Annotated in this window: 10 protein-coding genes; 1 reads left to right on the forward strand and 9 read right to left on the reverse strand. The window is 60.0% G+C overall.

What is annotated here, in order from left to right; all coding sequences use genetic code 11:
- Positions 1–21: 21 nt before the first annotated feature.
- The 8 genes from BG841_RS11325 to BG841_RS11360 all read right to left on the reverse strand — a co-directional run bounded on the left by BG841_RS11325 (position 22) and on the right by BG841_RS11360 (position 10,529).
- The gene (locus BG841_RS11325) at positions 22–1,170 is read right to left on the reverse strand and encodes a glycerate kinase (protein WP_070057757.1); all 1,149 of its coding nucleotides are present in this window, start codon (positions 1,168–1,170) and stop codon (positions 22–24) included.
- A 9-nt stretch (positions 1,171–1,179) separates the two neighbouring features.
- Positions 1,180–2,523 carry a GntP family permease gene (locus BG841_RS11330; RefSeq protein ID WP_070057758.1) on the reverse strand — a complete coding sequence of 448 codons (1,344 nt, stop codon included), beginning with the start codon at positions 2,521–2,523 and terminating at the stop codon, positions 1,180–1,182.
- 125 nt (positions 2,524–2,648) lie between these two features.
- Complete coding sequence (locus tag BG841_RS11335) at positions 2,649–3,806, reverse strand: sugar diacid recognition domain-containing protein (protein WP_070057759.1); 1,158 nt, start codon at positions 3,804–3,806, stop codon at positions 2,649–2,651.
- Between the two features lie 127 nt (positions 3,807–3,933).
- Positions 3,934–4,701: a DUF3726 domain-containing protein gene (locus BG841_RS11340; RefSeq protein WP_070057760.1), complete on the reverse strand. Its 768-nt coding sequence runs from the start codon at positions 4,699–4,701 to the stop codon at positions 3,934–3,936.
- A complete protein-coding gene (locus BG841_RS11345) occupies positions 4,701–6,452 on the reverse strand; it encodes a hypothetical protein (protein WP_070057761.1) in 1,752 nt (583 codons plus the stop codon). Before BG841_RS11345 ends, BG841_RS11340 begins: the two co-directional genes overlap by 1 nt.
- Positions 6,449–8,044: a BCCT family transporter gene (locus tag BG841_RS11350; protein ID WP_070057762.1), complete on the reverse strand. Its 1,596-nt coding sequence runs from the start codon at positions 8,042–8,044 to the stop codon at positions 6,449–6,451. Before BG841_RS11350 ends, BG841_RS11345 begins: the two co-directional genes overlap by 4 nt.
- Before the next feature lie 48 nt (positions 8,045–8,092).
- Positions 8,093–9,070, reverse strand: coding sequence for a dipeptidase (locus tag BG841_RS11355; protein ID WP_070057763.1), 978 nt, complete (start codon positions 9,068–9,070; stop codon positions 8,093–8,095).
- Between the two features lie 19 nt (positions 9,071–9,089).
- Positions 9,090–10,529, reverse strand: coding sequence for an aldehyde dehydrogenase family protein (locus BG841_RS11360; RefSeq protein WP_070057764.1), 1,440 nt, complete (start codon positions 10,527–10,529; stop codon positions 9,090–9,092).
- Positions 10,530–10,639: 110 nt separating this feature from the next.
- On the opposite strand from BG841_RS11360, the gene BG841_RS11365 reads away from it, so the two are divergent.
- Positions 10,640–11,545: a LysR family transcriptional regulator gene (locus BG841_RS11365; protein WP_070057765.1), complete on the forward strand. Its 906-nt coding sequence runs from the start codon at positions 10,640–10,642 to the stop codon at positions 11,543–11,545.
- On the opposite strand, the gene cfa is transcribed toward BG841_RS11365, so the two are convergent.
- Positions 11,524–12,687 carry a cyclopropane fatty acyl phospholipid synthase gene (gene cfa, locus BG841_RS11370; protein ID WP_070057766.1) on the reverse strand — a complete coding sequence of 388 codons (1,164 nt, stop codon included), beginning with the start codon at positions 12,685–12,687 and terminating at the stop codon, positions 11,524–11,526. The genes BG841_RS11365 and cfa overlap by 22 nt on opposite strands.
- Positions 12,688–12,711: the final 24 nt, after the last annotated feature.

Below are 12,711 nucleotides of genomic sequence, written 5' to 3' on the forward strand. Positions count from 1 at the left end.
GTGAAATAAAAAACCGGAGCCTCAGGCTCCGGTTTTTTGTTGCAGGGCTGACGTCAGACGGGCCAGTTGCTCCGCCTGGGCTTCCAGCAGGCGGGCCGCGCCAGCGATGGCATCGTTTTTACTGATCGGCCCCGGGGCAATGGCAAAAAGGGCGGTAACGCCTGCCTGGTGCACCGCGTCCATGGGCCCGGCTCCAAGCTGGCCAGCCAGGCCAATCACCGGTACGCCGTAATTCTGCGCCAGACGGGCGACCCCTGTCGGCGTCTTGCCGGAAGCACTTTGCCCGTCGATTGCGCCTTCTGCGGTAATCACCAGATCGGCGTGCTGCATCTGGGCGTCCATACCCACCGCATTCATCACCAGCTCGATACCGGGTTGGAGGGTGGCGTTGAGAATCCCCGCCACGGTGCCGCCGAGCCCACCGGCCGCACCACTGCCCGCAAAACTGCTGATGTCGTACCCTTGCCGGGCCACGCACGACGCAAAGTGTCGCAGGTTATTGTCGAGGGTGTGCACATTATCCGGCGTGGCGCCCTTTTGCGGCCCGAAAACAGCTGCGGCGCCGTCAGCACCCAGCAGGGGGTTGGTCACGTCGCAGGCCACCACCAGCCGGATGCCGTCCAGGCAGGCTCGTGCCGCCCTGACGTCCACCTTGCTCAGGTAACGCAGCCCCGCGCCGCCGGGGGGGATCGGCCGCCCGTCGCGGTCCAGCAGTTGCGCCCCCAACGCCTGCAACAAACCGGCACCACCGTCGGTGGTGGCGCTGCCGCCCAGACAGACAATGAGGGTCTCAGGGCGGTGTTTCAGGGCCGCCATGATCAGCTCGCCGGTGCCGTAACTGGAGGCGGTCATGGCATTGCGGTCTGCTTCGGCCACACAATGCAGCCCGCTGGCTTCGGCCACCTCGACAATGGCGGTTTTTCCGTCGTCGATCAGTCCGTAGACAGCGTCCACCGGTGCCCCGGAGGGCCCGGAGACCCGGGCCTGATGAAGTGTGCCGCGCATCGCCCCCACCAGGGTTGTGGTCGTGCCTTCACCACCGTCCGCCAAAGGAATCTTCACCACCCGGTCAGCGGGTGCCCCCCGCAACCAGCCAGTCGCAATGGCGTCCGCGACCGTTTCGGCAGGCAGACACTCTTTGAACGAATCGGGGGCAATAATGACGCGCATGGAGTCTCCTCAGAGTGCTGCCAGTGAGACCAGCCACACCGCGGCAATTGTGACCAGACCCATCACCAGTGTAGCGGCTGTGTGGGAACGGTAGGCGGTGGCTACGTCCATTTTACTGAATTGGGCAACCACCCAGAAGTAGCTGTCGTTGGCATGGGAGACGGTCATGGCTCCGGCACCGACGGCCATGACCGTCAACACCCGACCCAAATCCGAATCGAGACCCAGTTGCGGGAGCAGCGGGGCGACCAGCGCGGAGGCGGTTACCAGCGCGACGGTTGATGAACCCTGGGCGGATTTGAGCGCAGCGGCCACGACGAAGGGCATCAACACGCCGAGCCCCAGGGTTGACAGGTTCTGACCCAGAAATTCGCCCAGCGGTGTCGCTGCCAGCACTGCGCCGAAGGCGCCACCCGCACCAGTAATCAAAATGATGGGGGCGGATACGGTCAGGCCTTTTTCGGTATGGCGGGCAAAAGCTTTCAGTTTGTCATCGTCCTGAATCAGCAACAACGCAAAGCCCAGGCCGATCAACAGGGCATTCAGCGGCTTGCCCAGGAAGTTCAGCAGCTCGTACACAAATCCGTCACCCAGAGGCGCGGTCGGGTAGTTGGCCACCGAACCCAGGCAAATCAACGCAATGGGAATAAATATGGGCGCAAAGGCCTGCCACGGGCGCGGCAATTCACCGTAGTGCTCTGTGCCTTCCTGATAGGCCTCTTCGGCAAACTCCAGTTCGGTGCTGGGCAGCTCCCTGGACACGTACGCCCAAACCAGCCCGGCCAGGGCCGCAATCAGCGCAAAACCGAAGCCCACCGCAATCACCAGCCCCAGGTTGTCTTCCAGACCCAGATTGCCGGCGGCGGCAATTGGCCCGGGTGTGGGTGGCACCAGTGTATGGGTCGCAAACAGACCGGTCGACAGTGCCACGGTCATCGCCACGGGTGACACGCTCAGGGTGCGGGTCACGGAGCGTTTCAGACTGTTGAGAATGACAAAACCGGAATCACAGAACACCGGAATGGCAACCATAAAGCCCACAATCGACATGGTCACGGTGGGAAACCTTTTGCCGAGGAATTTAATGATGGTCTCTGCCATAACAATGGCCGCGCCGGTGCGCTCCAGAATGACACCGATGATGGTACCGAGGACAATCACCAGACCGATGTAGCCGAGGATATTGCCAAATCCACCGCGAATGGTGGCTTCAATAGAGTTGATCGGCAGGCCAAAAGCAAATGCGGCGATGAACGATGCCAGCAACAGGGTGATGAAAGGGTTGAGACGCAACTTGCTGGTTGCGAACACAATGAACGCAATGACTGCGATCAAAACAATAACCATGTACATGGGGAGTCTCCGGCAACGCCTTAATTATTATTTTCCCGCGGGGGGAGCTGGTTCAAACGTACAGTTTAGAAGGTGGGGTCGGTTTCGTCGTTGGCCAAACGGCCTGACCTTCTACTGGCAGGGGGTCAGGGTTTGTGCGCTTGCACAAATGGCTGAGCGGGAGAAATGTCGCCGGAGTGAAGCGCCAACTGCAGACGAAGCAAGTCAGCGAGCCTGAAAGGTGATAATCCGGTGAGCTGTTCTATATTTTTCAGACGATAGCGGATGGTGTTGCGATGCAGGTGTAAGGTCGCGGCGCACTGCTGAATGTCCCCGTTGGACGAGATAAAAGACTGCAATGTGCGTATGTACAATTGCGCGCGAGGGTGCTCGTGCAGGGCCAGCAAGGGCTCTTGCAGCGCCTGTTGTTGCCAGCCTGGCTGCAGGCTTTGCCACAGAGTGGCCACCGGGTGATCGGAGTAGCGATAAACCCGCTGGTGTGGAGCGTTGTGGCGGCCGGTGGTCATGGTGGCACAGGCAGACTCGTAACCCGCCCGCAGATTGCCGGCGACATACTGGCCGGCGGCAATCGCCAGAGTGGGGAGTGTCGTCGCGGGCAGCAAGCGCTGTATCCGCGCCAGTGCCTGCGCTGTAACAGAACCTGGGTCGGACGTCCCGGGTAACCTTACCGGTACCAGCACCAACAGCCGTTGAGGGGCGGTCTGGGCGAGCAGCAAGCCTCGGTCGCTGTGTTCCAGCAGGCGCATCAGGGTAATAACGAAATCCGCACTGCCGGGTGGCCGGGCGGGTTCTACAATCAGGGCAACGCGGGGTTGATCCATATCCAGCCGAAGCTGATCGAGCCAGACCTGGGGCACAGCGCGGCCGCTGATCAGCGCCAGCAGGGTTTCTTCAACCTGGCGACGACGTTGCTGACCCAGTTCCAGCAGTGCTGACTGCTCCAGCATCAGCTCCGCGGTGACTTTCACCAGATCGGCAAACCGCAGCACCTTGTCGGGCTCACCGGAGATACCCACGACCGCCACCACCTGCTTGCTGACCATGATGGGCAGGTTAACGCCGGGCCGTACGCCGGGAAACTGATGGGCATTGTCCACGTCAACCGTCAACGGTTCGCCTTGCAGCGCCACCTGACGGGCACCCTGGTGAACTTCACCCACGCGCAACCGGTCGCCGGACGCAATGATCACCCCGTTTGGCGTCATCACGTTCACCGAGTGGCCAATCACCTGCATCGCCCGGTCGACAATGCGCTGAGCCGTGGTGTGATCGAGGGTCATCATGGCGATATGGCGCTCAAAAAATCAGTGAGAGGTTGTCGCCACCGAAGCGACCGGGTCAGGTCCGCTCAGCCCCCGCAATTACCGTCGGCAATAAGGGGGGGCGGATGCCTGCAGATTAACCGGTTGCTCAATCGTTGTCACTGGTGCCGGCTCCCGCACCCATACGGGAATCCTCAGAGGCTTCCACCAGTGTACGTATGGCCAGCACTTTGAGCCGTTCCCACAGTGCTTCGTCCACATCTATACCTTCAGACAGCGAACGCTCATACCAGGAGGTCATGGTGTCTCTGGTTTGCAGCAACAGGTCGTTCAAGGGCTCATCCGAATTCAGATTCGCCAGCAGATTGGCGTGGTTCGCCATGATCAGGGTGATACCGTCATTGGCTTCGGTCTCGTCCGGTACGGCATCCAGGCTGTACATGCAGATCTCGGGTTCGGTGTCGCCGGCTTTGAAACTCACCAGTATTTCGGTCAACGGTTCGTGGGCATTGCGCCAGAAGGCGGTCACATTCATGTTGCGGCGCGCTATGCGGGACAGATAGCCGACAATCAGCATGCGGTTATGGCAATGGCGAATCTTGGTGACGGACAGGCCCCGCGCCCGGCATTTGGCGTAGCCCAGCTCAATGGCCAGGCTGGCGTTCCCCAGGATGGTGCGTTTGCCCGCATCGACCACACAGACGTCGGCGTCCTGATAAATGATGGCAGGGGGTTGCGACGCATCTTCATTAAGCAGGAAGTCGAGTCCTTTTTTCAGCGCCTCAATGCCGTTCAGGCCATGGGCCTCCATCCAGGCCACCATGTCCGCCGCATCCATGGCGTCACCTTCCTGAAAACCGATGCCGCCAAACGCCTTGCGGGCCAGCCCCTGCAACTCGTTGAGTGAGACTTTCATCAGACGATGCTCCGAATGTGCCCGGGTTCAGGGTGGTTGTCCTGCAGAACCGGTTCAGCGGGAAAACTCCAGTCATCCAGCTCCGCGACACTCAGCGTGGCATCGTTCAGTTCATGCACCAGAGGCGCGCCCTGAAACAGGGTAATCCTGACCCAGCGTTCCGATTTGGGATCAAACCGGCCAGCACCGAAGAACGACAATTTGGTTCGCAGCAAATGCATGGGCTTCATGTCCCGGTGCCATAAATTGGCGCGAATCTCGCCGTAAGGCGTATCGGCCATGGTCTGAAGGCGGCGCACGCAGGATTTCTGCTCCGGGTGGGCCAGCAAAAATTCAACCACCATGGCGGTCGGGCAGTTCTGCAGAAACGCCACCAGTCTGTGGTAGCAGCGACAGAGGCGCGGTCCAATGGCCAGCGGCAGCTCTTTGTCCGCACCGGCTTCCTGGTGGCGGATGCCCAGTCTGGGTTCTTCCTTCTCCGCAGAGCGGTACCAGAACCAGTAATTATCAGCAGGGTCCTGTTCGGAATAGTTCAGGGCCCAGCCAAACTTGTCCTCGATCAGGGCTTTCAGGTGCTCCGCCTTCATGTCCGGCTTCAGGTCCATGGATTCCTGATATCCGAATTCATCGTCCAGGGTGTCGGTAAATTCCGGGTACAGCTCGATCAGCAGCGAATGGATCAATTCCTGTGCTTCCAGGGGGCAGTGCTGCAACGCCCAGGCGGTGAGTTGCCGGTACAAGTCACCGCTGGCCGGTGTTTGCTGCAGCCAGTCGATGATGGTCACCACAGCGGCTACCGTAGCCTGATTGCGGGCGGTTTGTGCAGCGTCCTCGGTGACGGTCTGCTGCAGATACACCCGGGCGCGGCGCAACAGCGCCAACAGCTGGTCCCGTTTGGGCGGACTCGCCGGCTGCTGCTGCGCGTATGCGAGCGCTCGTTCACGGCCGTATATCCATTGCTGGATCAGTTGCGGATGGTTGATCAGAAACGGCGCCATGCCCAGCCCGGTGGAGTTGCCAATGCCCAGATAGCGTTGCAGGTCGGGGTCGAGACTGACGGCGCGCTCCGGAGCCCGGGCCCGGGCAAGGTGGTTCAGTTGCTCGATGGAAAAATGGCGAAGCATATACACCGCACACATTTCCGCGGCAAACGGTCGGTTGAAATCCGGGTTGCCTTTCAGGCGGGCAAAATCGGCGATACCAAACTTGCCGTTGCCGTACACTGCGGTGGTGCGGTAGAGATAACCCACCGCCGTGAGCCAGGCCGGATCCGGCTGGCGGCCATCGGCGAGAGCGGTCACAAAGTGGCTGAAATTGCGCAGGCTTTTGTTGGCCCGGGACAACACCAGAACCCTGGGGTGCTGTCGGCCGGCTTCCTGCAAAGGAACATTGTCCGCCATATGGGCCAGCAGCGAGTCCTCAACCTCGCCGTCAACCAGCGCAAAGGTCAGGTCCCAGGCTTCCGCGATCACCCGGTCAGAGCGTGCCTCGGGGGGCAGTTCTCTGGAAAATATGACGCAGTGATAGCGGTTGGTGGGTGTGTTCAGGCGATAGATGGCGAGGCCGTGGCCATTGGCATCCAGATCAAACCGGGTGCGGGTGATCTGCCAGTGCTCTGTCAGCATCTTGCGGGTCAGTGAACGAACAAAGCTCAGCCTGCTCGCGTGCATGCTGCCCAAGCGGGCCAGGTCCATGACCAGGCTGGCGGGCCGCAGGCCATCGATGCGGGCGGTTGATACGACCGGGGTCATGGCGCTTCCTCTACTTTGCGACTGTCAGCAGGTTTGGGGGCAACCGGGGTGGCGATCAAACCCTGCTCCCTTGCCATGGCATAGGCCAGTTTCGGGCCCAGCCATAAGGACGGCAGCAGGATCAGCGAGACCGGTATGGCGGTAAGCACAATAAACTGTTGCAGCACGCTGATTTGACCGGCGCCCATGTACAACAGGATGGCCGCCATAACGGCCATGGTAATGCCCCAGAAGGCCCGTACAACGGTTTTGGGGCGGTCGTGCCCGGAGCTGACCACGGCAATGGCGTAGCTCATGGAGTCGCCGGTGGTGGCTACGAACACAGTGGTCAGCAACAGGATCGCCAGCGCCATCAGGGAGCCACCCGGCAGTGCCTGGGCGACCGTCAGTGTGGCGACATCAAACTGGAAGGTGTTCAGAGCTTCGGTGAGATCGATGGTGCCGTTCAGCTGATAGAAAATTCCCGAACCGCCCAGCAGGGTAAACCAGATGGTGGTGGCTATCGGGGCCATCACCGCCACCGCCAGAATCATTTCACGGATGCTGCGGCCGCGGGAGATGCGGGCCACAAAGATTGCCATCAGCGGGGCATAGCCCATGAACCAGGCAAAAAAGAACACCGTCCACCACTGCATCCACCAGTCCGGTGCCGTGCCGGCCGTCATGGTGGCCATTTCAACAAAAGAAGACAGGTATTGCCCGAACCCCTGAAAGTAGGTGTTGATGAGGAAGATGGTCGGCCCGAAGATGAAAATAACCGCGGCAACCGCCAGCGCCAGTAACACATTCAGTTGACTCAAGAGCTGAATGCCCCGATGTATGCCGGTCACCGCCGAGGTCACATAGACACAGGCCAGAATGACCAGAATGACCATCTGGGTGCCAATGCCATCCGAGAAGCCAAACAGTTGGTTGAACCCAAAGCTCACCTGGGTCGCCAGAAAACCAATGGGACCGACGGTTCCCGCGACCACCGCAATCACGCAGCAGGCATCAACCACGCTGCCGAACCAGCCGCCCATGACACGCTCACCAAACACCGGGTAGAGCAGGGTGCGCGGTTGCAAGGGTTTGCCCTGCACATAATGGCTGTGGGCAAAGACCACCGCGGCTAAGGTACCCAGCACCGCCCAGGCGAGAAAACCCCAATGCATGAAGGACTGGGCCATGGCCCCGGGAATGGCCTCTGCCGTGCCTGCTTCACTGCTGAAACTGGGCGGGGTGACGACAAAATGGTAAATGGGTTCACCTGCGGCAAAAAACACGCCGCCGCCGGCGAGCAGGGTGCACATGATAATGGCCAGCCATTTGAACGTGCTCATTTCCGGCTGATCCAGATTGCCGATCTTGGCCCGCGCCGCGGGGGTGCAGGCCAGCCCGATGGCAATAAAGAAGGTCATCATCAACAGGAGCTGAAAATAGGACCCGAAGACCTTGGCGGTCCAGGCGAATCCGGTACCGATCAAGCTGGCAATCCCGTCTAGGTCGAACAGGGACAACGCGACGAAGAGGACAATAAAACCCACGCTGAGCGTCAGTACAATGGGGTCCCCGAGGGTCTGGCGGTGTGCGTGGCTGGTGTTGTTGTTCATAGCGCGTCCCTTTTTATTCAAATTATTAACGTTGACGGTAGCCAGCGGCTAACTTTCTGCCGGTGTGCCCTGAGTTAACTGATGCAGCCAGTTACGCCCCATGATCTTTTCGATGTCGGTTACGGCAAACCCTTTTTGGCGCAAGCCACTGATCAGGTTGGGGAAGTCGCGGTTGTCGCGGAACCACTCCAGGGGCGCGGGCCAACCCGCGTTGCTTTTATTGCCTTCACCAAAATCCATTTCCTTGGACCAGCGCCCGTTGCGCATCCAATCCAGTACCGACTGTGGCTGGCCCTGGCAGAGGTCGGTGCCAATACCGATGTGGTCGACGCCCATCAGTTCGGCGGTATCCGCGACCATGTTACAAAAGCTCTCCAGAGTGCAATCGGGGCCGTCTTTCAGGTGGAAGGGGTACACACTAAAGCCTAGCAGCCCGCCACTGTCGGCGAGGGCTTTTAACACTTCGTCCGACTTGTTGCGTTTGGCCGGGTGAAAACTGGCAGGGTTGGCGTGGGAGATAATCACCGGCCGCCGGGACAGCTCGATGGCTTCCAGAGTGGAGCGCTCGGAACTGTGGGACATGTCGATGATCATGCCCACCCGGTTCATTTCTTCGATCACCTGCCGCCCAAAACGGGTGATGCCGGGGTCGTTGGCCTCGTAACACCCTGTCGCCAACAGACTCTGGTTGTTGTAGGTCAGCTGCATGATCAGCAGGCCGAGCCGGCGCATCACCGCGACCATATCAATATCGTCTTCGATGGGTGAGCAGTTCTGGGCTCCGAAGAACACCCCGACGCGGTTGCTGTCCCGCGCGCGTTCAATATCCGCCGGCTCATACACCGGCATGATCAGGTCGGCGTGCTGCTCGAAGCGGCGATGCCAGTCGCCGAAGCGCGACAGGGTCTCACGGGTGTTTTCGTGATACACCAGCGTGGCGTGCACGGCATTGACGCCACCCTCGCGCATCTGTTCAAAAATCTCCCGGGACCAGTTGGAGTATTGGAGCCCGTCTATGGTGAGCATGGGGTTGGTTGTCATGGCATCAGGCTCGCACGTAACAGGTTTTGACCACGGTATAAAACTCACGGGCGTACTGACCCTGTTCGCGGGGGCCAAAGCTGGAGTTTTTGCGACCGCCAAAGGGTACATGGTAGTCGGTGCCCGCCGTCGGCAGGTTAACCATCACACAGCCGGTTTCAGCGCGGGCCTTGAAATCGGACGCGATTTTCAGGGAGTTGGTGATGATGCCCGCCGTGAGCCCGTACTGGGTATCGTTCAGGGTCGCCAGAGCGGTTTCGTAATCGGGGACGCGAATCACGCAGGCAATGGGGCCGAAGATCTCCTCACGGTTAATGGCCATGTCGTTGGTGGTGTCGGTGAACAGGGCTGGCTGCATGTAGTAACCTTCGGTTTCGGCGTTGATCCGGGAGCCGCCAAACGCCAGCGTGGCGCCGTCTTGCTGAGCGCGGTCAATCCACTCCAGATTGGATGCCAGTTGTCGCTGGTCGGCGATGGGGCCGATCTGCACACCGTCCCGGAGGGCATGCCCCACGGTGGCTGATTCCAGGCGGGCTTTCAGGCGGGCGACGAACGCATCGTGTATGCCATCGGTCACAATCAGGCGGGACGAAGCGGTACACTTTTGGCCGGAACCCGAGTAGGCACCGTTGAATGCCGCTTCTACCGCCAGATCGAGATCCGCATCGTCGAGCACAATGAGGGCGTTCTTGGAGCCCATTTCCAGCTGGCATTTGACCAGGTTACCGGCGGTGGCCGCGGCCACCTGACGGCCCACTTCAAGGGAGCCGGTGAAGGTAATGGCGTCAATGTCGGGGCTGTTGATCAGGGTGTCACCGATTTGCGCTCCGGAGCCCATCACCAGATTGAAGGTGCCGGCAGGCAGATCCTGCTGGCTGATGATTTCGGTTAACGCCCAGGCGCTGGCGGGCACGAGGTTGGCGGGCTTGAACACCACTGCGTTGCCAAACGCCAGCGCCGGCGCAATCTTCCAGACGGCGGTGGCCATGGGGAAGTTCCAGGGGCTGATGATGCCCACCACCCCCAGGGGCTCCCGGCGGATGTCGATTTCCACCCCCGGGCGCACGGATTCGGCGCGCTCGTCAATCTGGCGTAACACCTCCGCAGCGTAGTAATGGAAAAACTGACCGGAGCGATACACTTCCCCTTTACCTTCCGCCAGAGGCTTGCCTTCTTCCCGGGACAAGAGTTCGCCCAGTTCGTCTTTACGGGCAATCAACTGGTCACCAATGGCCATCAGAATGTTGTAACGCTGCTCCAGACCACTGTTGCGCCATTCTGAAAAACCTTTTCTGGCGGCGCGGATCGCGTCCCGGGCCTGCTGCACGGTGGCCTGGTCGAATTCGCCCACACGGTCACTCACATCGGACGGGTTGATGTTGTTGATGCGGGTCTCGCCCGGGACCCACTGGCCATCGATAAAAAGCGGATGAGATTGGGACATGAAAGGCTCCTGATTAAATTTTAGGCATGGGCCGATGGTAGCCAAGGTGTCATAATAAATATAATCAATAATTAGGATTAAGCGGTAAGGTATATTTATCAGGAGGGAGGATGCTGCCAGAACTGAAGATTCAACAATTACGGTACATTGTGGCCATCGTCGACGAGGGCAGTTTTCATGGTGCGGCGCGACGTATGCACCGTTCCCAGCCGGCTCTGTCCATGGCGGTGCGCGAGCTGGAGCAACGGCTGGAGCAGGCGTTGTTCGAGCGCGGGTCGAAAACGGGGCTCACGCCTTTCGGTGCTTATTGCGTGCCCCGATTTCGCGAACTGCTCGGTATGCACGACCGCATCGCCCGGGACGTCAGTTTGCAGGCCGAGGGGCGGGAGGGCCACATCCACATCGCCGTCGTCCCCTCGGTCGCCAGCCGGGTCATGCCCGCGTTGCTGGCCGAGTTCATCACCCGTTTCCCGGGCCTGAACATCAACCTTCACGATGAAAACGCTGAGGCGGTGTGCAACATGGTGACCGCCGGTGAGGTGGAGCTGGGCATCACCAGCCTGTGGCAGAACAATGACAGCCTGGACTACAGTCATTTGTTTGCGGATGAAGTCGGGGTGGTCTGCCGGCAGGATCATCCGCTGGCGGCACAGCGCAGTCTGGGGTGGCGGGAGTTACAGGGGGAGAAGCTCATCCGCAACGGCACCTCCCGGCTGTTGCTCAACACCGCCGCCGCCAGTCTGGTGGAGAACAGCGAATTCTATATCTCCAATATGATCTCGTTGATCGCGATGCTGGAGGCGGGGGCGGGTGTCACCACTCTGCCGCAACTGGCTTTTCCGGAGCATCGTCCGGAATTACGGTTCATCCCGCTCCATGACCCTTCGGTTGTGCGCAGGATCGGTTTGGTGAAGGCCAGTCAACGCAGCCTGACCCCGGCCGCTCAGGCCATGGAGGCGTTTGTGCTGGACAAGATAAACGGCAGTCGCACGGATCAATCGGACGGGCGTACGTAGCCGCCGGGGACGCCTTTTTTGGCGAGCACCCATTGCCATAATTGCAGATCCCGGGCACGGAAGGCTCCGGCACAAGACAGCAGGTAATAGCGCCACATCCGGTGAAAGCGATCCCCCAGAGTGTCGCGGAATCGTGGCCAGGCCGCCTCGAAATTGGCGTGCCAGGCCATCAGTGTCTTGTCGTAATCGGCACCGAAATTTTGCAGATCTTCGACGATAAACCGGCCTTCGCAGGCATCGGCGATCTGGCGGATGGAGGGTAAGTCCCCGTTGGGGAAAATGTATTTTCCGGTCCAGGGGTCGGGCACGGTCGTGGTTTTGGCCTTGCCAATGGTGTGCAGCAGAAACAACCCGTCGTCGGTGAGGGCGTTGGCCGCGATGCGCAGAAATTCGTGATGATTCTTTCGGCCTACATGTTCAAACATACCGACACTGGCGATGCGGTCGTATTTGCCGTGCAGATCCCGGTAATCCTGCAGCCGGATCTCGATGGGGAGGCCTGCGTAATGCGCCTGTACCCAGTCGGCCTGGGCCTGGGAAACGGTTAACCCCACGCATTCGACGCCATAGTGTTCCGCCGCGTAGCCCATAAAACTGCCCCAGCCGCAGCCAATGTCCAGCACCCGCATACCCGCTTGCAGGCCCAGTTTGCGACAGATCAAATCCAGCTTTGCTTCCTGGGCGGCCGCCAGAGTGTCGGCCTTCTTCCAGTAGCCGCAACTGTAGGTCATCCGTGGATCAAGCATGGCCTGATAGAAATCGTTCCCCAGATCGTAATGGACTTTGGCCACCTCCCAGGCGCGTTTGCCCTGTTGCAGGTTGCGCAAAGTGGCGCTGAGAAAATAGATGAATTGCTGGCGAGGTTTGAAATGGTGATTGAGCCGATGGCTTAGCAACCGGTAGAAAAACTCATCCAGCCGGTCGACGTCCCAGTCGCCGTCCATATAGGCTTCGCCGAACCCCAGGTTGCCCTTGGTTATGGCACGTTCGATCACCCCGGGGGCGTTGAGCCTGATATCCCAGGGGCGCTTGCCACCGATGTGGATGTCGGCTGTGGCCAGTAACCCGGAAATTGCACGGTGGAGCTCTGAATCGGATGCATCAGGGTCTGGCAGGGTTTGAGCATTATGGCTTCCAGTCATAATGGTTACTCCGCTGCGACGGAT

The sequence above is a fragment of the Marinobacter sp. X15-166B genome (genome assembly GCF_001752365.1).
Taxonomy (GTDB): domain Bacteria; phylum Pseudomonadota; class Gammaproteobacteria; order Pseudomonadales; family Oleiphilaceae; genus Marinobacter.

Excerpts from the sequence above, each read along its gene's own strand:
- BG841_RS11360 (WP_070057764.1), bottom strand. The coding sequence starts at position 10,529 with ATGTCCCAATCTCATCCGCTTTTTATCGATGGCCAGTGGGTCCCGGGC.
- BG841_RS11340 (WP_070057760.1), bottom strand. The coding sequence starts at position 4,701 with ATGAAAGTCTCACTCAACGAGTTGCAGGGGCTGGCCCGCAAGGCGTTT.
- BG841_RS11355 (WP_070057763.1), bottom strand. The coding sequence starts at position 9,070 with ATGCTCACCATAGACGGGCTCCAATACTCCAACTGGTCCCGGGAGATT.
- cfa (WP_070057766.1), bottom strand. The coding sequence starts at position 12,687 with ATGACTGGAAGCCATAATGCTCAAACCCTGCCAGACCCTGATGCATCC.
- BG841_RS11345 (WP_070057761.1), bottom strand. The coding sequence starts at position 6,452 with ATGACCCCGGTCGTATCAACCGCCCGCATCGATGGCCTGCGGCCCGCC.
- BG841_RS11365 (WP_070057765.1), top strand. The coding sequence starts at position 10,640 with ATGCTGCCAGAACTGAAGATTCAACAATTACGGTACATTGTGGCCATC.
- BG841_RS11335 (WP_070057759.1), bottom strand. The coding sequence starts at position 3,806 with ATGATGACCCTCGATCACACCACGGCTCAGCGCATTGTCGACCGGGCG.
- BG841_RS11350 (WP_070057762.1), bottom strand. The coding sequence starts at position 8,044 with ATGAACAACAACACCAGCCACGCACACCGCCAGACCCTCGGGGACCCC.
- BG841_RS11330 (WP_070057758.1), bottom strand. The coding sequence starts at position 2,523 with ATGTACATGGTTATTGTTTTGATCGCAGTCATTGCGTTCATTGTGTTC.
- BG841_RS11325 (WP_070057757.1), bottom strand. The coding sequence starts at position 1,170 with ATGCGCGTCATTATTGCCCCCGATTCGTTCAAAGAGTGTCTGCCTGCC.